General features: G+C 67.1%; 23 protein-coding genes. 13 read left to right on the forward strand and 10 right to left on the reverse strand.

What is annotated here, in order from left to right; all coding sequences use genetic code 11:
* Window positions 1-79: 79 nt before the first annotated feature.
* Window positions 80-2,080 carry a threonine--tRNA ligase gene (gene thrS, locus D619_RS0103080; RefSeq protein ID WP_017667099.1) on the reverse strand — a complete coding sequence of 667 codons (2,001 nt, stop codon included), beginning with the start codon at window positions 2,078-2,080 and terminating at the stop codon, window positions 80-82.
* Between the two features lie 158 nt (window positions 2,081-2,238).
* On the opposite strand from thrS, the gene D619_RS0103085 reads away from it, so the two are divergent.
* The 9 genes from D619_RS0103085 to D619_RS0103125 are packed head-to-tail and all read left to right on the forward strand — an operon-like array spanning window position 2,239 to window position 9,445.
* A complete protein-coding gene (locus tag D619_RS0103085; RefSeq protein WP_017667100.1) occupies window positions 2,239-3,564 on the forward strand; it encodes a Xaa-Pro peptidase family protein in 1,326 nt (441 codons plus the stop codon).
* A 6-nt stretch (window positions 3,565-3,570) separates the two neighbouring features.
* Window positions 3,571-5,361 carry a gamma-glutamyltransferase family protein gene (locus D619_RS15420; RefSeq protein ID WP_017667101.1) on the forward strand — a complete coding sequence of 597 codons (1,791 nt, stop codon included), beginning with the start codon at window positions 3,571-3,573 and terminating at the stop codon, window positions 5,359-5,361.
* A 58-nt stretch (window positions 5,362-5,419) separates the two neighbouring features.
* The gene (locus tag D619_RS0103095) at window positions 5,420-5,881 is read left to right on the forward strand and encodes a hypothetical protein (protein WP_152417252.1); all 462 of its coding nucleotides are present in this window, start codon (window positions 5,420-5,422) and stop codon (window positions 5,879-5,881) included.
* On the forward strand, window positions 5,878-6,612 hold the full coding sequence (locus tag D619_RS0103100; protein ID WP_017667103.1) for an alpha/beta hydrolase: 735 nt from the start codon (window positions 5,878-5,880) through the stop codon (window positions 6,610-6,612). The genes D619_RS0103095 and D619_RS0103100 overlap by 4 nt, the downstream gene beginning before the upstream one ends.
* Entirely contained in the window at window positions 6,609-7,436 is an 828-nt protein-coding gene (locus D619_RS15425) for a hypothetical protein (RefSeq protein ID WP_017667104.1), read from the forward strand. The genes D619_RS0103100 and D619_RS15425 overlap by 4 nt, the downstream gene beginning before the upstream one ends.
* Window positions 7,436-7,870 (forward strand): thioesterase family protein, encoded by a 435-nt coding sequence (locus tag D619_RS0103110; RefSeq protein WP_017667105.1) that lies wholly within the window; start codon window positions 7,436-7,438, stop codon window positions 7,868-7,870. The genes D619_RS15425 and D619_RS0103110 overlap by 1 nt, the downstream gene beginning before the upstream one ends.
* The gene (locus D619_RS0103115; RefSeq protein WP_017667106.1) at window positions 7,867-8,283 is read left to right on the forward strand and encodes a VOC family protein; all 417 of its coding nucleotides are present in this window, start codon (window positions 7,867-7,869) and stop codon (window positions 8,281-8,283) included. Before D619_RS0103110 ends, D619_RS0103115 begins: the two co-directional genes overlap by 4 nt.
* Before the next feature lies 1 nt (window position 8,284).
* Window positions 8,285-9,007 carry a hydroxyacylglutathione hydrolase gene (gene gloB / locus D619_RS0103120; RefSeq protein ID WP_017667107.1) on the forward strand — a complete coding sequence of 241 codons (723 nt, stop codon included), beginning with the start codon at window positions 8,285-8,287 and terminating at the stop codon, window positions 9,005-9,007.
* Between the two features lie 57 nt (window positions 9,008-9,064).
* Window positions 9,065-9,445: a hypothetical protein gene (locus tag D619_RS0103125; RefSeq protein ID WP_152417253.1), complete on the forward strand. Its 381-nt coding sequence runs from the start codon at window positions 9,065-9,067 to the stop codon at window positions 9,443-9,445.
* Window positions 9,446-9,549: 104 nt separating this feature from the next.
* Here the strand turns inward: D619_RS0103125 and D619_RS0103130 are convergent, their stop codons facing one another.
* The 6 genes from D619_RS0103130 to rsmI are packed head-to-tail and all read right to left on the reverse strand — an operon-like array spanning window position 9,550 to window position 13,314.
* Window positions 9,550-9,987: an ArsI/CadI family heavy metal resistance metalloenzyme gene (locus tag D619_RS0103130; protein WP_017667109.1), complete on the reverse strand. Its 438-nt coding sequence runs from the start codon at window positions 9,985-9,987 to the stop codon at window positions 9,550-9,552.
* Window positions 9,984-10,307: a metalloregulator ArsR/SmtB family transcription factor gene (locus tag D619_RS0103135; RefSeq protein ID WP_017667110.1), complete on the reverse strand. Its 324-nt coding sequence runs from the start codon at window positions 10,305-10,307 to the stop codon at window positions 9,984-9,986. The genes D619_RS0103130 and D619_RS0103135 overlap by 4 nt, the downstream gene beginning before the upstream one ends.
* Window positions 10,308-10,355: 48 nt before the next feature.
* Window positions 10,356-11,312, reverse strand: a complete 957-nt coding sequence (gshB, locus tag D619_RS0103140) for a glutathione synthase (protein ID WP_017667111.1) — start codon at window positions 11,310-11,312, stop codon at window positions 10,356-10,358.
* Between the two features lie 13 nt (window positions 11,313-11,325).
* Window positions 11,326-12,120 carry a tetratricopeptide repeat protein gene (locus tag D619_RS0103145; RefSeq protein ID WP_017667112.1) on the reverse strand — a complete coding sequence of 265 codons (795 nt, stop codon included), beginning with the start codon at window positions 12,118-12,120 and terminating at the stop codon, window positions 11,326-11,328.
* Window positions 12,120-12,506 (reverse strand): YraN family protein, encoded by a 387-nt coding sequence (locus D619_RS0103150; RefSeq protein WP_017667113.1) that lies wholly within the window; start codon window positions 12,504-12,506, stop codon window positions 12,120-12,122. The genes D619_RS0103145 and D619_RS0103150 overlap by 1 nt, the downstream gene beginning before the upstream one ends.
* Window positions 12,499-13,314 carry a 16S rRNA (cytidine(1402)-2'-O)-methyltransferase gene (gene rsmI, locus D619_RS0103155; protein ID WP_279379369.1) on the reverse strand — a complete coding sequence of 272 codons (816 nt, stop codon included), beginning with the start codon at window positions 13,312-13,314 and terminating at the stop codon, window positions 12,499-12,501. The genes D619_RS0103150 and rsmI overlap by 8 nt, the downstream gene beginning before the upstream one ends.
* Window positions 13,315-13,383: 69 nt before the next feature.
* On the opposite strand from rsmI, the gene D619_RS0103160 reads away from it, so the two are divergent.
* Window positions 13,384-14,634, forward strand: coding sequence for a penicillin-binding protein activator (locus tag D619_RS0103160; protein ID WP_026090654.1), 1,251 nt, complete (start codon window positions 13,384-13,386; stop codon window positions 14,632-14,634).
* 33 nt (window positions 14,635-14,667) lie between these two features.
* On the opposite strand, the gene hemW is transcribed toward D619_RS0103160, so the two are convergent.
* The 3 genes from hemW to rph are packed head-to-tail and all read right to left on the reverse strand — an operon-like array spanning window position 14,668 to window position 17,119.
* Complete coding sequence (hemW, locus tag D619_RS0103165; RefSeq protein WP_017667116.1) at window positions 14,668-15,810, reverse strand: radical SAM family heme chaperone HemW; 1,143 nt, start codon at window positions 15,808-15,810, stop codon at window positions 14,668-14,670.
* Window positions 15,810-16,406, reverse strand: coding sequence for an RdgB/HAM1 family non-canonical purine NTP pyrophosphatase (gene rdgB / locus D619_RS0103170; RefSeq protein WP_026090655.1), 597 nt, complete (start codon window positions 16,404-16,406; stop codon window positions 15,810-15,812). The genes hemW and rdgB overlap by 1 nt, the downstream gene beginning before the upstream one ends.
* A complete protein-coding gene (gene rph, locus D619_RS0103175; protein ID WP_026090656.1) occupies window positions 16,403-17,119 on the reverse strand; it encodes a ribonuclease PH in 717 nt (238 codons plus the stop codon). The genes rdgB and rph overlap by 4 nt, the downstream gene beginning before the upstream one ends.
* A gap of 102 nt (window positions 17,120-17,221) precedes the next feature.
* Between rph and hrcA the strand changes: the two genes are divergently transcribed.
* The 3 genes from hrcA (at window position 17,222) to D619_RS0103190 (ending at window position 20,148) form a co-directional block, all read left to right on the forward strand.
* The gene (hrcA, locus tag D619_RS0103180; protein ID WP_017667119.1) at window positions 17,222-18,262 is read left to right on the forward strand and encodes a heat-inducible transcriptional repressor HrcA; all 1,041 of its coding nucleotides are present in this window, start codon (window positions 17,222-17,224) and stop codon (window positions 18,260-18,262) included.
* Window positions 18,259-18,792 carry a nucleotide exchange factor GrpE gene (grpE, locus tag D619_RS0103185; protein ID WP_017667120.1) on the forward strand — a complete coding sequence of 178 codons (534 nt, stop codon included), beginning with the start codon at window positions 18,259-18,261 and terminating at the stop codon, window positions 18,790-18,792. Before hrcA ends, grpE begins: the two co-directional genes overlap by 4 nt.
* A gap of 132 nt (window positions 18,793-18,924) precedes the next feature.
* Window positions 18,925-20,148 (forward strand): cyclopropane-fatty-acyl-phospholipid synthase family protein, encoded by a 1,224-nt coding sequence (locus tag D619_RS0103190; RefSeq protein WP_017667121.1) that lies wholly within the window; start codon window positions 18,925-18,927, stop codon window positions 20,146-20,148.
* The last annotated feature ends 110 nt before the right edge of the window (window positions 20,149-20,258 follow it).

Raw genomic sequence — 20,258 nt, forward strand, 5'->3', positions numbered from 1 at the left:
CGTTGCCGGGTGCGCCACCCCTCTCCCGGGCCTCGCTTCGCTCGTCTCTCGACCTCTCCCCGGCGGGGAGAGGTGAGGGTCACTTCAGATCGGGCGGCAGCGCGTCGGCGGCAATCAGCGCCACGGCCTCGGCCAGCGGCATCACTTTCTGCTCGCCGCCCTTCAGGTTGCGCAATGCCACCGTGCCTTCTTCCGCCTCACGCCGGCCCAGCACCAGCATGTAGGGCGCCTTCTGCAGGCTGTGCTCACGCACCTTCAGGTTGATCTTCTCGTTGCGCAGATCGGTTTCGACCCGGATGCCGGCCTTGCGCAGCGTGTCGGCCACGGTGGCGGCATAGTCATCCGCATCCGAAACGATGGTCGCCACCACGGCCTGGCACGGCGCCAGCCAGGTGGGGAACCAGCCGGCGAAATGCTCGATCAATATGCCGATGAAGCGTTCATAGCTGCCCAGGATCGCCCGGTGCAGCATCACTGGCCGGTGACGGTTGCCGTCTTCGCCCACGTAGGACGCGTCGAGCCGTTCCGGCAGCACCGTATCGGTCTGGATGGTGCCGACCTGCCAGGTGCGGCCGATGGCGTCGGTCAGGTGGAATTCCAGCTTGGGCGCATAGAAGGCGCCTTCGCCGGGCAGTTCTTCCCAGCCCCAATCGGCGTTGTCGCGGCCCGTGGCCTTCACGGCATCGCGCATCGACTGTTCGGACCAGTCCCACATCGCATCGCTGCCGAAACGCTTTTCGGGGCGCAGCGCCAGCTTGATGGCATAGCTGAACCCGCCCAGATCCTTGTAGACCACGTCGAGCAGATCGCAGAACGCCGCGATTTCGGCGACGATCTGATCCTGGCGGCAGAAGATATGGCCATCGTCCTGCGTGAACTGGCGCACCCGCATCAGGCCGTGCAGGGCGCCGTGCGGCTCGTTGCGGTGGCAGCAGCCCATTTCGGCCATGCGCAGCGGCAGATCGCGGTAGGATTTGATGCCCTGGCGGAAGATCAGCACGTGCGCCGGGCAGTTCATCGGCTTCAAGGCCATCCACTGCGCGTCGTTGGAAACGACCGGGCCTTCATCCTCGGTGTTGGGCACCTCGTCGGGGATGACGAACATGTTCTCGCGATATTTGCCCCAGTGGCCGGATTGCTCCCACTGGCGCGCGTCCATGATCTGCGGGGTCTTCACCTCCTGGTATCCGGCCGGATCGAGCCGGCGGCGCATATAGGCTTCCAGTTCGCGGTAGATGATGAAGCCGCGCGGGTGCCAGAACACGCTGCCATGGGCTTCTTCCTGCAGGTGGAACAGGTCCATCTCGCGGCCCAGCTTGCGGTGATCGCGCTTGGCGGCTTCCTCCAGCCGCAGCAGATGGGCGTCGAGCTGCTTCTTGTTCAGCCAGGCGGTGCCATAGATGCGGCTGAGCATGGCGTTCTTCTGGTCGCCGCGCCAATAGGCCCCCGAAACCCGCGTCAGCTTGAAGGCCTGCGGGTCCAGCTTGCCGGTGGAGGGCAAATGCGGCCCGCGGCACATGTCGAGCCAGTCATCGCCAGACCAATAGACAGTGAGGTCTTCATCGCCCGGCAGTTCGGCGGCCCATTCGGCCTTGAAGCTTTCGCCCTGCTGCTTCCAGCGGCTGATCAGTTGCGCGCGGCTCCACACTTCGCGGCGCAGCGGCTTGTCGGCGCGGATGATGGCGCGCATCGCCTCTTCGATGGCCGGCAGGTCATCTTCGGTGAACGGGCCGCGGCCAGGGGCGGGGGCGAAATCATAGTAGAAGCCATCGTCCGTTGACGGGCCAAAGGTGATCTGCGTGCCGGGAAACAGGCCCTGCACAGCTTCGGCCAGCACGTGTGCGAAATCGTGGCGGGCCAGTTCCAGCGCGTCGGCTTCGTCCTTAACCGTCACCAGCGCCAGCGCGGCATCCTGGGTGATGGGGCGCGACAGATCGACGATCTCGCCATCCACTCTGGCTGCCAGCGCCGCCTTGGCCAGGCCGGGCCCGATGCTCGCCGCCACGTCGGCGCCGGTGGTGCCGCGCGCGACACTGCGCTGCGAGCCATCGGGGAGCGTGAGGGTGATGAGGTCGGACATGGTGGCCTTTGAAAATTGCTGGCGCCGCCAAACTGTGGCGGCGGGCCGTGCCTAATCAAAAATCCGCGCTTTCGCCACCCGATACTTGGACTGAAGCCGGTAGACGGCATCGCAATCATCTGCCAGCCTTTCGCCCAAGCAGATTGGGGGCGATTGCGATGATGGTTGGGCGCAGGCAGTTTCTGGCAGGGGCGGCGGCCGTCACGCTGGCAGCGGGCGCGCGGGCGCAGCTGCTGCCCGGGCCTGGCTATGGCACGCCATTGGGCACCAGCCCGTTCGCGCCCGACATTTATCGCGCCCGCCGCGCCCGGCTGATGGCGGAGCTGAAGGGCGGGCTGGCGGTGATCCACGGCGCCACCGCGTTCGACGCGCCCGACAACACGCTGCTGGCCCCGTTCACGCAGAACGGCGATTTCGCCTGGCTGACCGGCATCATGGATGAACCCGGCGCCATCCTGGTACTGGCGCCGGCTGAGGCGACGGTGAAAGAATGGCTGTTCCTGCCCGCGCGCGATGTCGAGGTGGAGCGGGTGACGGCGGAGCGCCTGCCGCTGGGTTCCCTGATCGAGCAGCGCACCGGCATCCAGCGCGTGCAGCGCAGCACGCGGCTGGGCGGGCTGGTGACGCAGCTGGCCACCCGCCACAAGGAACTGCATTTCCTGGGGCCGGTGGTTTCGGCCAATGCGCCGATCCCCGAAACGCTGGAACTGTATCACAAGATCGCGGCGCGGGTGCCGGGCACCAGCATTCGCGATCAATCGGGCCTGTTGACGGCCCTGCGCAGCGTGAAGGAACCGCGCGAGCTGGAGCTGATGCACAAGGCAATGGCCGCCACCCGCGCCGGCCATATTGCGGCGATGCGCAGCGTGAAGCCCGGCATGAGCGAACGCCAGTTGCGCCGGGTGCTGGAAGAGGGCTTTGCCAATGCCGGCGGCACCGGCCTTGCCTACAACAGCATCGTGGCGGCCGGGCGCAACGCCGCATCGCTGCATTACATCACCGAAACCGGGCCGATCCGCGATGGCGATCTGGTGCTGATCGATGCGGCGGCGTCGGTGGGCCATTATGCCTGCGATGTCACCCGCACCTTTCCCGCCAATGGCCGCTTCAGCGCCGCCCAGCGCAAGGATTACGAACTGGTGCTGGCCGCCCAGGCCGCAGCCGAAGCGAAACTGAAGGCCGGGGTGGCCTATGACGCGCTGGAAGACGCCGCCAAGGAGGTGTTCCGCAGAGCCGGCCGCATCGATGAATTCTATCACGGCCTTGGTCATTATGTCGGGCTGGACGTGCATGATCCGTTCGACCGATCGAAACCCATCCCGGCCGGCGCGGTGATCACCATCGAGCCGGGGCTGTACGCCCATTCGGCCAACCAGGGCATCCGCATCGAGGATCAATATCTGGTGACGGCAACGGGATCGGAGCGGATGTCGGCCGGCATCCCGCGCAGTATCGCCGAGATCCAAGCGGCCATGCGGGGGTGAAGTGAGATGATGCGGCGGATTATCGGATTGGGCCTGCTCGCTGGGCTGGCATGGCCAGCGGCAGCGCAAGAGGCACGCTGCCCGCAGCCGGCCTGCGCCGCCGTGGCCGGCGGGCGCACCGAAGGCTGGGCGGCGCAAAGCCGGGCCGAAGTGATTGCGCGCAACGGCATGGTCACCTCCAGCCAGCCGCTCGCCACCCAGGCCGGGCTGGCCATATTGCGCCGCGGCGGCAATGCGGTGGATGCGGCGGTGGCGACGGCGGCAGTGCTGGGCGTGGTCGAACCGTTCAGCACCGGCATTGCCAGCGATCTGTTCATGATCGTCTGGGATGCCAAGTCGAAGAAATTAAACGCGCTGGCTGCTGCTGGCCCGGCCCCCACCGGGGCGACGCCGCAACGCTTTGCCGAACTGGGCTATGGCAAGGACCCGAAGAACTGGACGCTGGGTTCGGGCATGCCAACGGGCGGCATCCTCACGGTCACCGTGCCGGGCGCGGTGTGGGGCTGGGATGCAGCGCTGAAACGTTTTGGCAGCATGGGCTTTGCCGAGGTGCTGGCCGATGCGGAAACTTATGCCCGCGACGGTTTTCCGGTGAGCCCGCGCATTGCCGATGAGTGGGCGACGCTGCCGCGCGCGCTGCCGATCAAGGCCTGCTGCACCGATCATGATCCCGACACGCTGGCGGTGTGGACGCCCGGCGGCAAGGGTCCGGCGGTGGGCGAGATATTCCGCAATCCTGGCCTTGCCCGCGCCTTCGCGTTGTTGCGCAGCCAAGGCCCGGATGGCTTCTACAAGGGCGACATTGCCCGCGCGATCCTGGCCAAATCGCAGGCGTTGGGCGGCACCATGATTGCGGCCGATCTGGCCGGCTACAAGGGGGAGTGGGTCGATCTGGTCCACACACGCTATCGCGGCCATGATGTCTATGAACTGCCGCCGCCCGCGCAAAGCTGGGGCGCGCTGGAAATGCTCAACATCCTTGAAGCCTGTGTGCCGGTGTGGTCGCCGGGGCAGACGCTGGCCAGTCTGGGCCCGCGATCCCCGCGCTTCTGGCATTATCTCGTCGAGGCCAAGAAACTGGCCTATGCCGATCTCGCGGCGTGGAACGGCGATCCCAAGTTCGTCACGGTGCCGGTGGAGCGGCTGACTTCGAAAGCCTATGCCGCTTCGCTGTGCAGCCGCGTCGATCCGGCGCGCGCCGCCATCACCCGGCCCGGCCCGGCCGATCGCACCGGCGACACGGTGGCGCTGGCCACCGCCGATGCGGCTGGCAATGTGGTGGCGATGATCAACTCCATTTCATCGCCGTGGGGATCGGGGCTGACGGTGAAGGATTTTGGCCTGATCCTGCACAATCGCGGCGTGCAGTTCAGCCTTGATCCGGCCAGCCCCAACATCATCGCGCCGGGCAAGCGCCCCTATCACACGCTGGCCGCCGGTTTCGTGCTGAAGGATGGCGCGCCGCTCTTGTCGTTGCTGCTGATGGGCGGCGACATGCAGGCGCAGGGCCATGGCCAGGTGCTGGTCAACATGCTCGATCTGGGCGCCAATGTGCAGATGGCGACCGACATGGCGCGCTTCCGCCACGGCCAGGTGTCGGACCGATTGACGCTGGAGCCGGCGCTCGATGCCCTGGTCGGCGCCGATCTGAAGGCGATGGGCCACCGCGTCGGCCCGCCCGGCAGCGGCCCCATGGGCGGCTATCAGGCAATCCGCATCGAGACCGACAAGGACGGCAAACCAGTCTATCGCGCCGGTTCCGATCACCGCAAGGACGGCCAGGCCGCCGGCTGGTGAGCGGCGCCAGTGCCGCATTGACTTGCAGCATCGCCCGCCGCTTGGCAGGGTAGAGCTGATGCCAACCCCGCCCGCCCCGCTTAACCGTCGATCTGCCAAGAACCGCCCGCTTTCCGGTGTGCTCACCGGCGATGGCCGGCGCGAGGCTGTGGTGGTGACGGCGCTGGAAAAGCGGCTGGTGATCAATGTCGAGGCCGATATCAGTGCCATCCCGCTCGCCCGCGTGCGCCGCGATGACGGGCTGAACCTGCGCCGCACCGACAACAAGGATTGGCAGATACGTTTCGATACCGTGCCGCCGCCGGGCAGTTGGGTGCATGATCTGCCGCTGCTGCCGCCGGCCAATCCGCTGCGGCGGCTGGCGATCATCCTGCTTGCCCTGCTGGGCGTGATTGCCGCCGGGTTGTGGGCTGTGCGTGACAGCGGCAACATGGCGGTGCGATCGCAGCCGCTGCCCGATCTGGCCAAGGCGATCGGCTGGCCCGGAACCGATCCGCGTCCGCGTTCCTGGCTGGCATGAGCAGCCTGCAGCATCTCGACCACCAGGGTGCGGCCCTGGCCTATCGGTTCGTGCCCGGCGCCGGCCCGCTGCTGCTGTTCCTGCCCGGTTACATGAGCGACATGACCGGTTCGAAGGCCGAGGCGCTGAGCGACTGGGCGCGGGCCAGGGGGCAGGCGATGTTGCGGCTGGATTATTCCGGCTGCGGGGCGAGCGGCGGTGATTTCCTGGACGGCAGCATCGGGCGCTGGACGGCGGATGCGCTGGCGGTGATCGACCATGTCTGGCCCACGGGAAAGCTGCTGCTGGTCGGTTCGTCGATGGGCGGCTGGATCGCGCTGCTGGCGGGCCGGGCGCTGAAGGATCGGCTGGCCGGGCTGGTGGGCATCGCCGCGGCGCCGGATTTCACCGTTTGGGGGCTGACAGTGGGTGAGGCCGAGCGGCGCCAGCTCGACAAGCAGGGGTATTTCACCCGGCCGTCGGACTATGGCGAACCCTATCGCTACAGCCGGGCGCTGATCGATGATGCACGCGATCATCTGCTGCTCGATGGCCAGATCGGCATCAGCGCGCCGGTGCGGCTGCTGCACGGCCAGCAGGACGATGCGGTGCCGTGGCGACTGTCGCTCGACATTGCAGCGCGGCTGAAGGGCAATGATGTTCAGGTGCGGCTCATCAAGGATGGTGATCATCGGCTTTCCCGCGAGGCTGATATTGCCGTGCTGATCGCCACCATCGAGGAACTGCTGTGAAATCGCTGGCCCCAGAGGCCCTGGTGCTGTCCCTGTTGCTGTGTGTGCCTGTGCTGGCCGCGCCATCCGATCCCACCCGCTATGCCGCCTGCATTGAGATTGCCGGCAAGGATCCGGCGCGGGCCATGCAGATGGCCTATGCCTGGCGCATCGAAGGTGGCGGCGTCGCCCCGCGCCATTGCCTGGCCGTGGCGCAGATGCACGCCCGCCATCACGAGGCGGCGCTGAAAAGCTATGCGGCCGCCGGCGAGGCCAGCGAGGCGGCGCGCGACGGCCAGGCCATTGCGCTGTGGCGGCAGGCGGCCGAGGCGGCGCTGATCGCCGAGCAACCGGGCGAAGCAGTGCGTTTCCTGACGCGGGCATTGGCCCGGCCCGGCGGCGCGGAATTGAGCCCGCGCGCCGAAGCCGATCTGCTCAATCTGCGCGCCGAAGCACAGGTGGCAGCGGGCAAGCCCGATCTGGCGATGGCCGATCTGTCGCGCGCCACCAGCCTGTCGCCAGAGTTTTTCACGCCGTGGCTGCTCAAGGCGACGCTGGCCCGGCGTCAAGGCGATGTGGCCGGGGCCGAAGCGGCGCTGCTGAAGGCTGCTGCGCTGGCGCCGGAGTCGGCCGATGTCGAGCTGGAGGCTGGCAATATCGCAGCGGCCAAGGGTGATCTGGCGCTGGCCCGCCAGGCCTGGGAAGCAGCTGCTGCCGACGGGCCCGATACGCCAGCCGGGCAGGCGGCGGCTGCCGCGCTGGGCCGCATGAATGCCGCCATTCCCAAGGAGACACTGGCGGAAAAACCACTGACGGACGGGGCGCTGCCTGCTACACCACGCTGATGGCACGATCTGATTTCAAATTCGTCTGGAACGCCCGCGCCCGTTATGCCGAGGTCGACGCGCAGGCCGTGGTGTTCAACAGCCGCTATCTCGAATATTTCGATATCGGCATTACCGAATATTTCCGCGCCGTTGGCCTCTATCCGGCGCCCAATCTGCAGGGCGCACCCGAACTGCACGTGGTGAAGGCCGAAGTTGTCTATCATGCGCCCGTGCTGCTCGATGAAGCGATCGCCATTTGCGTGCGCTGTGAAAAGATTGGCCGCACCTCGCTCGGCTTCGCCTTTGAAGTGCACGTTGGCGATGGCGAGGATCTGCGCGCCAGCGGCACCGAAGTGCAGGTGCACGTGGATGAACCGCGCGGCCGGCCGACGCCGGTGCCGGATAAGCTGGTCGCCCTGTTCGAAGCCTTTGAAGGACGCGCGCTGAAATGAAATATCTGCACACCATGATCCGCGTGTCGGATGTGGCGGAAACGCTGCGCTTCTTCGAACTGCTCGGGCTGAAGGAACTGCACCGCTATGACAACGAGGCCGGGCGCTTCACCCTCATCTTCCTGGCGGTGCCCGGCGACGAGGATGCCCAGGTCGAACTCACCCACAATTGGGACGAGGCCGGCTATGGCGGCGGGCGCAACTTCGGCCATCTCGCTTATGCCGTCGATGATATCTACGCCAGTTGCCAGCGGCTGATGGAAGGCGGCGTGACCATCAACCGGCCGCCGCGTGATGGCCGCATGGCCTTTGTGAAGTCGCCGGACGGGATTTCGGTGGAATTGCTGCAGGCAGGTGCAGCGCTGGCTCCGGCCGAGCCCTGGGCCTCGATGCCCAATGTGGGGAACTGGTAGGATGCTCGACATTGTCGGCGTGCCCGTGCTTTCAGACAATTATGTCTGGCTCGCCCATGATGCGGCCAGCGGCGAGACGGCGGTGATCGATCCCGCCGTGGCCGGCCCGGTGCTGGAAGCCGCCACCAGCCGCGGCTGGAAGATCACCCAGATACTGAACACCCACTGGCACCCCGATCATGTGGGCGGCAACGCCGATATCGTGGCGGCCACCGGTGCGAAAGTGACCGGGCCGGCCGGCGAGGCGGCGAAGATCCCGCACATCAGCCGCGCCGTGGTGGAAGGCGACACGGTGCAGATCGGCAGCCAGCTGGGTCGGGTGATCGATTGCCCGGCGCACACGGCCGGCCACAATGCCTATGCCTTTGACGGTGCGCTGTTCTGTGGCGACACGCTGTTTGCCATGGGCTGCGGCCGGCTGTTTGAAGGCACGGCCGAACAGATGCACAGCGCGCTGGCCAAGTTCATGGCGCTGCCGCCGCGCACGCTGGTGTATTGCGCGCATGAATATACCCAGTCCAACGCCCGCTTTGCCGTGACGGTGGAGCCGGACAATGAAGCGCTGCGGCGCCGCGCCGAGGCCGTGGACCGGCTGCGCGAACGCGGTGACCCCACCGTGCCGTTCAGCCTGGCCATGGAAGCGGCGACCAACCCCTTCGTGCGCGCTGGCAGCGTTGCCGAATTGGCCCGCCGCCGCGCCGCCAAGGACGTGTTCAAAGGGTGATTTCTTGAGGGTGACATGTTCAGCGATGATACAGCGTCAGACGGGCATCATGGCCAGATGATCAGAACCGCATTCCTGGCCGCTGCGCTTGTCGCGGCATTTCCGGCGGTGGCCGCCGAACGTGCGCCGGCCGCGTCCAAACCGGTCGATTGCCTCGTGACCCGCAACATCCAGCAAAGCCAGGCCGGCCCCGACCGCAAATGGTATGTCCGCCTGCGCGACCGGACCTGGTGGCGCAACACGATGGAATGCCCCGGCCTCAGCCCGCGCCGGGCGCTGGTGCACACCAGCCCGATCGGCAACCAGTGCCGGGGTGACATCGTGCAGGTGGTGGATTTCACCATGGGCGGTGTGTCATTCGGTGGCTGCGGGCTGGGCAGCTGGGAACAGGTGGACGGCCCGCCAGCCAAGGGCAAGGCGGCCAAGCCGAAAGGCTAGCCTTCCCGGCATCCAGACTGAACCGCTGATGCCAAGGCACCGACCGAATGAGGCGAGTGCCTCGGCATGAGCGGGTTCGGGACACAATCAAAGCGCAATTGATTCTAGCAGCAGCCACCCTTGGCAGGGGCCGGCGCCATCGCCGCCAATGTGTCCAGCATCGGGCTGCTGCCATAGGTGCGGGCCTGTTCCATGGTGTGGAACGCTTCCCACACCACGCCCTGCGGATCGGTGGTCCAGCTTTTTTCCGACCTTGCATAGCAGCAGATGGTCTCGCCCTCGGCCAGCACCGGCGCATCGGCCTGGTTCAGCCGGGCCGTCACTTCGGCCAGTTCGTCTGCCGTTTCGGCCTGGATGCCGAGATGTTCGATGCCGGTCGCGGCATGGCCGTGGCTGATGGCGAAATTGACGCGCGGATCGTCCAGCATCCACTTGGCATAATCCTCCTTCACCAGCGTCGGCCCTGTGCCGAACAAATTGGTGTAGAAGGCAATGGACTGGGCGAGATCGGTCACGCCCACGTGCACGTGCAAACGCTTCATATGCAGTCTCCGGTTGTGCAGGCGGCTTCGGGGGCAAGACCCTGGCAGCAATCTTCGGTCAGGAAACCGATCAGTGCCCGCATCGCGGCGAAATCCGCCGCATAGATGAGGCTGCGGCCAGCCCGGCGCACCTGCACCAGCCCGGCCTGTTCCAGCAGCCCCAGATGATGCGAAAGGCTGGAGGGCGGCACATCCAGCGCCTGCGCCAGCCGGCCGGCGGCCAGCCCGTCCGCACCGGCCACGACCAGCGTGCGGAACACGGCGAGCCGACGTTCATGGGCCAGTGCAGCAAGCGCGGCGATGGCGTGCGGCGAATCCATCCGATATCCTTTCGACAGATATCGAAATATTCGACAATTATCGAAATGTCAACAGCGGGCGTCGAGCCGTGCCTGAATCGCATCCCAGATGCGCGCCGGCGTGTCGGTGCCATTGAACCGGTCGATGGCGCGGATGCCGGTGGGGGAGGTGACGTTGATCTCGGTGAGGTAGCCGCCGATCACGTCGATGCCGACAAAGATGAGACCGCGCTTCTTCAGTTCCGGCCCCAGTCGTGCACAGATTTCCTGCTCCCGCGCCGTCAGTTCGGTGGGCTGGGCGCTGCCGCCCGCGGCCAGGTTGGAACGGATTTCGCCCTTCTTCGGCAGCCGGTTGATGCCGCCAGCCGGTTCGCCATCGATCAGCACGATGCGCTTGTCGCCCTCCGCCACGGAAGGCAGGAAGGCCTGCACCATGAACGGTTCGCGCCAGACGCTGCCGAACAGTTCGACCAGCGCCGGCAGATTGCCGTCGGTCTTGTCGATCAGGAACACCGCGGTGCCGGCATTGCCATAGAGCGGCTTCACCACGATGGCGCCGTGGCGGGCGCGAAAGTCCATGGCTTCTTCCAGGCTCTTGGTCACCAGTGTCGGCGGCATCAGATCGGGGAAGCGCAACACGAACAATTTTTCCGGCGCATTGCGCACTTCGGCCGGATCGTTGACCACCAGCACCCGATCCTGCACCTGCTCCAAGAGGTGGGTGGCGGTGATATAGCCCATGTCGAACGGCGGATCCTGCCGCATCAGCACCACATCGGCCTCGTCACCAATGTCGACGGTGCGGGGCTCGCCCAGCCATTCATAATGGGCGCCGGGCTGGTTCATCACCTTCAAGGGTCGGGCTTTCGCGCGCACCCGGCCATTTTCCGCCGACAGGTCGCCAGCCAGATAATGCACCAGGCTGGCGCCGCGCTTCTGGGCTTCCAGCATCAGCGCGAAGGTGGAATCGCCGCCGATGTTGATGGTTTCGATCGGGTCCATCTGGACCGCGATGCGCATGGTCATGGCCTGTGCCTTTTCAATTGTCGGATCTGGCCAGCGTTGCCAGCAGGGTGCGGATGCGATCAACGGCCAGCGGCTCGTGCGTGGTTTCCAGCATGGCGGTCAGGCTGGCGCGGGCGGCGGGCAAACGGCCCACGCGCTGTTCGAGCCGGGCGCGTTCCCACCACAGGCCAGCCTGATCGGGCGCGATGCTGGTCAGCCGTTCATACAGGGTCAGCGCCCGATTGGTGTCGCCGTTCAGGCGCGCGCGGCTGGCCTGGTTCGATACCATGCGCACCAGCATCTGGCGGTTGCTCATCGCCGGAAAGCCGCCAGCCGGGGGCGTGCCGCCGGCCTGGGCCGCGATATCGGCGGCGCGGGCGGGGCTGACGCTGGTGCCATGATCAAACGGATCGAGCAGCGCCGATTCGCCGCCGCCGTGCACGGCCACCAGCACATGGCCCGGCAGGGCGAGCGCATCGGCCCGCCAGCCGACCCGGCGCGCCAACGCGACATAGAGGATGGACAGCGAGATCGGCAGGCCGAGGCCGCGCGCCGCGACTGCCACCAGATCGGCGTTCAAGGGGTTGTCGTAATCGCGCGTGTCGCCGGTCAGCCCGGATTCGCCGCTGATCAGGCTGGCCAGGTGCAGGGCGCGGGCCTTGGCCACCGCCGGTGCTGCCTCGCGTTGCAGGCGCACCGCCCAGTCGGTGACCAGCCGGCGCAGCCTGTCGGCATCAGCGCGGGGATTGTCGGCCAGACTCAGCGCGATGCCGGCTTCGACCAGGTCGATATCGTCATCATCCATCAGGCCAATCGTTGCCAGCAACATCAGTCTTCTTCCCGCCAGATGGCGATGAGGTGCCGGGGCAGGGCCCACGGCGTGATCACGACGGCATCGTGCCGGAGCACCGCGCCCGGCCAGCCGTACCGTGTGGCCAGCCAGCGGGCCGCTGCCTGACAGCGCCGCGCCTGCGCAAGATGCAGCGCCGCCACGCCGGTGTCGAGAGTGGGCCGCGCCTTTACCTCCACAAACACCAGCGCATCGCGGCGGCGCAGCAGCAGATCAATTTCGCCGCCAGGCGTTTTCAGGCGCCGGCCGAGCAGGCGATAACCCTTGGCGATCAACCAGATGGCGGCGATCTGTTCGGCCAGGCGGCCCCATCTTTCACGGGCACGCCGCTCGTTGGTCTTGCGGTGGCGGCGGGCCTCAACCATTGCGCGCCGCATCCTTCAGGGCCAGCGCGCGGGCATAGACCTGCGCCCTGGGCAGGCCGAGCCGATCGGCGACGGCCCTTGCGGCGTCCTTTACGCGCAGGCTTGTCAACGCTTCGCGCAAAGCCGAATCAAGCTCATCGGCCGTGGCGGCCGGCGCCGGCAGCGGCGGGCCGACCAGCACGACAATCTCGCCCTTGGGCGGCGCATCAGCCCAGCGCGCGGCCAGTTCCGACAGCGTGCCGCTGATCATCTCCTCGAATTTCTTGGTGAGTTCGCGCCCCACCGCGGCCGGCCGGTCGCCCAACCCGGCCCGAAGCGCCGTCAGCGTGGCTGCCAGGCGCGGGCCGGATTCGTAGAAGGCGAGCGTTGCCGGCACGTTTGCCAGTTCGGCAATCACGTCGGCCTTGGCCTTTTCCCTGGCCGGCAGGAAGCCGGCGAACAGGAAGCGATCGGTGGGCAGGCCGGCAATGGAGAGCGCCGCGATCACGGCCGATGGCCCGGGCGCCGTCACCACGTTCACACCGGCGGCGCGAGCCTCGGCGACCAGCTTGTAGCCGGGATCGGAAATCAGCGGCGTGCCGGCATCGGAAACCAGCGCAACCGGTTCGTTCAGCGCCTGCGCAATCAGGCGGGGCCGCATCATGCCGGCATTGTGATCATGATAGGGCAGCATCCTGGTGACGATGCCGAAATGGCCGAGCAGCTTGCCGGTCACCCTTGTGTCTTCACAGGCGATCAGACTGGCGCGGGCCAGCACCAGCAGGGCGCGCGCGGTGATATCCATGAGATTGCCGATCGGGGTGGCCACAATGTATAGGCCGGCGGCAAGTGGTTCGGCGGGTGAACTGGCCGGATCGAAGGAAGGGTGCTGGGTCACATGGCTATCAAGAGCGGGGTTAAGCCCGGCTGGCAAGTGTTGCGCGCTGGGTTGATCGGGCTTGGCGTGCTGGTCGCGGCCTGTTCGACCCCCAGGAAGGCCGCGCCCGTGGTGCCGCCGCCGCCGCCGCCGGTGGTTGTGGCGCCCAAGCCGGCGCCGCTGCCCGAAGCCCGATTGAACAAGGTGGCGCTGCTGGTGCCGCTCACCGGACCCAATGCGGCGCTGGGCGAATCCATCGCCAATGCCGCCAATCTGGCCATGGCCGATCTGGGCAAGCCGCAGGTGCAGCTGATCAGCTATGACACCGCGCCGGGGGCGGGCGAAGCCGCCGCCAAGGCGATGGCCGCCGGTGCCGGGCTGATCCTCGGGCCGCTGCTGGCCAGCGACGTGCCGGCGGTGACGGCGGCCGTGGCCGGGCGGCCGGTGCCGATCCTGTCTTTCTCCAACGATGCCGGGGCGGCCGGCGGCGATGTGTTCGTGTTGGGCTTCCAGCCCGGCCAGGCCATTGCCCGGGTGATTTCCTATGCCCGCAGCCGCGGCGTGGAGCGTTTTGCCGCGCTGGTACCGCAGGGCGCCTATGGCCAGCGCGCGCAGCTGGCGTTCGTGAAGGCGGTGAATGATGCGGGCGGGCGATCGACCGCCGTTGTGGCCTATGCCCGCGATCCGACCAAGCTGGCGGCAGCCGCCGCGCAGGTGACCAATTATGATGCCCGCGTGCGTGCCAGCGGCAAACCGCAGATCCGCGCCGATGGCACGGTGGCGCGGGTGGCAGGCGCGCTGGCACCGGTGCCGTTCCAGGCACTGATGATCGCCGATTCCGGTGCGGCCGCCGCGCGTTTCCTCACGCCGCTGGCCCGCTATGGCGCGGCACCGGGCCAGGTGGTGATATTGGGCACCGAATTGTGGAACAACGAGCCGGGGCTGGCGCGCGTGCCGGCGCTGAAGGGCGCGCTTTATGCCACCGTGTCCGATGCGCGCTTCAACAGCCTCGCCGCGCGCTATCGGGCCAAGCACGGCACCAACCCGTCGCGGCTGGCCTCGCTGGGCTATGATGCGGTGCTGCTGGCCAGCAGCCTGGCGGCGCGCTGGCCACTGGGCCAGCCCTTCCCGCGCGCGGCGCTGCTGGCCCGCGATGGCTTTGCCGGCATCGATGGCGCGTTCCGCTTTACCCCATCGGGCGTGGCGGAGCGGGCGCTGGAAGTGGACCAACTGGGCACCGGCGTGGTGTCGCAGGCCCCCACCGCATTCTGAAACAGGTGACCGTCACCCCGGCGAAAGCCGGGGCTAACGCGCGATCTCGGCCAGCACGGCATTGGCCAGTGGCCAGCCGGCGGCGGTCAGGCGCAGGCCGCGCGTGTCGCTGATCAGCAGGCCCTGTGCCACCAGTCGGGCGACAGCATCGGGTTTCACCGCATCGGCCAGCGCCGTGCCGCTGCGCGCGGCAAAGCGCGCCGCGTCCAGCCCTTCGGCCAGCCGCAGCCCCATCACCAACGCTTCGGTGGTGCGTTCGGCCACGCTGAGTGGAGTTTCGCTGTCCATGCCGTGGCCGCTCTCGGTGACGCCCGCCAGCCAATGCTCCGGCTTCTTGCGCCGCAGCGTCGCTTGCGCCAAGCGGCGACCATGCGCACCCGGGCCGATGCCGGCATAATCGCCATAGCGCCAATAGGTGAGGTTGTGGCGGCTCTCCATGCCGGGTGCGGCATGGTTGGAGATTTCATAGGCGGGGATGCCCGCCGCCGCCGTGATCGCCTGCGTCATGGCGAACAGGTCGGCACTGGTGTCTTCATCCGGCATCACCAACTGCCCGCGGGCGTGGAGGGCGGCAAAGCGCGTGCCGGGTTCGATGGTGAGCTGGTAGAGCGACAAGTGCGTGGTGCCAAAACCGAGTGCGCGGGACAGTTCGGCCTGCCAGCTTTCGCGAGTCATGCCTGGCCGGTCGTAGATGAGATCGAAGCTGACCCGATCGAACGTCGCCTGCGCCACATCGAGCGCCGCCAGCGCGGCGGCAACATCGTGCGGGCGGCCGAGCAGCTTCAGCGCCGTATCATCAAGGGCCTGCACGCCGAGTGACAGCCGATTTACCCCGGCGCCGGCGAACCCGACAAAGCGGCCGGCCTCGACGCTCGACGGATTGGCTTCCAGCGTGATTTCCAGATCGGGCTCCGGAGTCCAGTGCCGGCAGGCCGCTTCGATGATCGCTGCGACGGTGGCGGGTGGCATCAGGCTGGGGGTGCCGCCGCCAAAGAAGATGCTGGCCAGCCGGCGGCCGGGCAGGCGGCCGGCTTCAAAGGCGAGATCGGTGAGGAGGGCCGTGGCCCATGCGTCTTGATCCACCCGCTCGCGGACGTGGCTGTTGAAATCGCAATAGGGGCATTTGGTGACGCAGAACGGCCAGTGGACGTAGAGCGCGACCGGACTGTCCTGCATCAGTCGGCCGACGGCAGCAGCGCGTCCAGCAACCGGAACGCCCGCGCCCGGTGGTTGTCGGCTTCCTTCTCGGCCCGGGGCATCTCGCCATAGGTCTGCGCCTTGCCGTCCATCAGGAACATCGGGTCGTAGCCGAAACCATTGGTCCCACGCGGCGGCCACACCAGCGTGCCGTCCACCCGGCCTTCGACGACCTCGGTGTGGCCATCGGGCCAGGCGACGCACAGCGCACAGATGAAATGGGCGGTGCGGGCTCGCTCGCCCAGTTCGTCGTTCACCCGGGCCATGGCGTGGCCAAAATCCTTCCCCGGCCCAGCCCAGCGCGCCGAATAGATGCCGGGCGCCCCGTCAAGGCCATCGACGCACAGGCCGCTGTCGTCGGCAATCGCCGGCAGGCCGCTGGCGGTCGCGGCGGCCAGCGCCTTCAGCCGGGCGTTGCCGATGAAGCTGGTTTCCGTCTCGTCGGGTTCGGGCAGGCCCAGGCTGCCGGCCGACACCACATCCAGCCCGTGCGGGGCCAGCAACTCGGCCAGCTCCACCACCTTGCCCGGATTGTGCGTGGCCAGCACCAGCCGGCCCGGCAACAACTGCCTCACCGACCGGCGGCCTTCAGCTGGGCCGCAAACACCTCATTGCAGCCGATGCGGGCGAGGCGCAGCAGGCGCAGCAGGGCCTCCTCGTCGAAGGGCTCCCCTTCGGCTGTGCCTTGCACTTCGACGATGCCGGCCCTGTTGGTCAGCACGAAATTGGCGTCGGTGCCGGCGGCGCTGTCCTCGATATAATCAAGATCAAGCACCGGCGTGCCATTGTAGATGCCGCAGGAAATCGCCGCCACCTGCGTGGTCAGCGGATCAGCGGCCAGCGGCGTTTTCGCGTGGATGGTGTCGAGCGCGAGGCGCAGCGCCACCCAGGCGCCGGAAATGGCCGCGGTGCGGGTGCCGCCATCGGCCTGGATCACGTCGCAATCCAGCGTGATCTGGCGTTCGCCCAGCGCCACCAGGTCGGTGACGGCGCGCAAACTGCGCCCAATCAGGCGCTGGATTTCCTGGGTGCGGCCCGATTGCTTGCCCTTGGCGGCTTCGCGTTGGCCGCGGGTGTGGGTGGCGCGCGGCAGCATGCCATATTCGGCCGTCACCCAGCCCTTGCCGCCGCCGCGCAGCCACGGCGGCACCCGGTCTTCGACGCTCGCCGTCACCAGCACATGGGTGTTGCCGAATTTCACCAGGCACGAGCCTTCGGCATGGGCGGAAAAGCCCGGGATCATTTCGATCGAGCGCATCTGATCGGGAGCGCGGCCTGAAGGGCGCATGATATTGTCTTTCCTGTTGCTGCTGCCCCGCGCCTTATTGTGTGCTGGCCCGGAAGGGAAGCGCCCATTGCGCCGCGCAGGCCCAACCCTTAGATTGGTGCCATGCAACAAACGCCGCCTTTGGCCGATCTGAACGACCGGGCGCGGGCGATCTTCCGGCAGATCGTCGATGCCTATCTCACCTCCGGCGCGCCGGTGGGCAGCCGCACGCTGTCAAAGGGTGGTGGGCTGGGTCTGTCGCCGGCCTCGATCCGCAACGTGATGCAGGATCTGGAGGAACTCGGTCTGCTCGCCGCGCCGCACACCTCTGCCGGCCGTCTGCCAACGGAACTGGGCCTGAGGATGTTCGTGGATGGCATGATGCAGGCCGCCGAACCGTCGCAGGACGAACGCGTTGCGCTGGAAGCCGGGCTGGCGCCGGGCGTGGCCATGGAAGAAGCGCTGACCCGCACCACCGCTGCCCTGTCGGGGCTGTCGCAGTGCGCCGGGCTGGTGCTGGTGCCGGCACGCGAACTGGTTATCCGCCAGATCAGTTTCGTGCCGCTGTCGCCCACGCGCGCGCTGGTGGTGCTGGTCGGCGCCGATGGCAGCGTGGAAAACCGCCTGCTCGATCTGCCGGTGGGCGTGCTGCCGGCCAGCCTCGAGGCGGCGGCCAATTACATCACCACGCGGCTGGCCGGGCTTACCCTGGCCGAAGCGATGGCGCGGATGGAGCTGGAAATCGCCCGTGATCGCGCCATGCTGGACACGCTGACGCAGACGGCGGTGGCCGCCGGGCTGGCGGCCTGGTCGTCCGATGCGGCCGCCCGGCCGGTGCTGATCGTGCGTGGTCAGGCCAATCTGGTCGAAGACGCGGTGGATCTGGAGCGGGTGCGGCAGTTGCTCGACGATCTGGAAGACAAGGCCGAACTCATCCGCCTGCTCGACCGCGCCCGCGAGGCAGAGGCGGCGCGCATCTTCATCGGGGCGGAATCGCGCCTGTTCTCGCTGTCAGGCTCCAGCGTCATTGCGGCCCCCTATCGCGGCAATGATGGCAAGGTGATCGGCGTTGTGGGGGTTATCGGGCCGACGCGGTTGAACTATGCACGCGTCATCCCCATGGTGGATTACACCGCCCGAACCCTGAGCAGACTGGTATCATGACCGACACGACTGAAAACACCGAAAATCCCGAAACGCCCGATGCCCCGGAAACCCCGGACACGCCGGAGATTGATCTGGCCGAAGCGCTGCTTGCCAAGGATCAGGAAATCGCCGAGCTGAAGGATCGCGTGCTGCGTACCCTGGCCGATCTGGAAAACACCCGCCGCCGGCTGGAGCGCGACAAGGCCGAAGCCACCCAATATGCCGTCACTGGCTTTGCCCGCGACATGCTGGCGGTGGCGGAAAATCTGCGCCGTGCCGTGGCCGCGCTGCCGGCCGAAGGCTTTGACAATGTGCGCGCCGGTATCGAGGCGACGGAGCGCGAATTGCTGGCGATCTTTGGCCGGCAAGGGATAGCCCGTATTGAAATCACCGCCGGCGAACCGCTTGATCCCAATCGCCATCAGGCGATGCTGGAGGTGGAAAGTGACATGGACGCCGGCAGTGTGGTGGCCGAACTGGCCAGTGGCTGGACGATCCGTGATCGCTTGCTGCGACCAGCGATGGTCAGTGTTGCGCGCTCCGGCTGACGCCTGCGCGTCGCGGGGGTGAGTGTTGCGCGCGCCAGCGGGTAACCGCGCGCCGAGCTGCTGCGAACCGGCAGCAGGCGGCAAGTGGTTGGGGGCGACCTCTTGGCTTGTTTCCGTTTCGGGAGCGAGTGCATGTGGTTGTTGGACAAATTCTTCCGCCGGGTCGTGCGCGATGGCGAACTGATCGTCATCGCGGCGGACGGGAAGGCGCATCATTATGGCCGCCCACGCGACGGCCATCCCCCCGTGCAGGTGCGCCTGACCGATGCTGCCACCGCGCGGGCCATTGCGATGAACCCGGCGCTGGGGGCGGGCGAGGCCTATATGGATGGCCGGCTGCTGGTGGAGCAGGGCGATATCCTGGCGCTGCTCGATCTCATCATCTTCAATCTGCGCTGGCAGCGCGACAATCCGGTGCGCTTTTCGCTGTGGCGACAGGCGCGGCTGGCGGCGTGGTGGGATGGCATCAATTTCGAACGTCGGTCAAAGCGCAATGTCGCCCATCATTATGATCTGGATGACCGGCTTTATGATCTCTTCCTTGATCCGCACCGGCAATATAGCTGCGCCTATTGGGCACCGGGCATCACCACGCTGGAAGCGGCGCAGGAAGCCAAGCTGGCCCATATCGCCGCCAAGCTGGACCTGAAGCCGGGGAGCCAAGTGCTCGATATCGGCTGCGGCTGGGGCGGGCTGGCGCGCTATCTGCACAAGGTGTCGGGCGCGCAGGTGCTGGGCGTCACCCTGTCGGAAGAGCAACTGGCCTATGCCAAGGCCGAAGCGGCGCGGCAGGGGCTAACCGGGGTCGATTATCAGCTGATCGACTATCGCCAGGTGACCGGCCAGTTTGATCGCATCGTCTCGGTCGGCATGTTCGAACATGTCGGCCTGCCGCATTATCAGCAGTTTTTCGACACCGTCGAACGCCTGCTGAAGCCCGACGGTGTCGCCCTGCTGCACACGATCGCGCGCGCCGACGGGCCGGGGGCGACCGATCCGTGGACCGCCAAATATATCTTCCCCGGCGGCTATGCCCCGGCGCTGTCGCAGATCGTGCCGGCGGTGGAGCGGGCGTGGTTGTGGATCAGCGATATCGAGGTGCTGCGCCTGCATTATGCCCACACGCTGAAAGCCTGGTATGACCGCTGCGCCGAACAGGAAGCGGCGATCACCGGCATCTACGACGAACGTTTTTATCGGATGTGGATGTTCTATCTGGCCTCGGCCTGGTGCGCCTTTGTGCACGACGGCCACATGAATGTGCAGGTGCAGATGATCAAACGACGCGACACGCTGCCCCTGAGCCGGGATTATATGCGCGACGTGGAACAGCGCCTGCCGGGCGGCGCGGCGTAAGCGAGAGGGGCCTCCGGCGGCCAGGGCCTGAGGCCCTGGACCCACTCTCGCTGGCACGCGCCAGGCGGCGAATGGTGGCAAGAAAACAAACGGGTGCAGGCCTCAGGCCT

This window comes from Sandarakinorhabdus sp. AAP62 (genome assembly GCF_000331225.1).
Classification (GTDB): Bacteria; Pseudomonadota; Alphaproteobacteria; order Sphingomonadales; family Sphingomonadaceae; genus Sandarakinorhabdus.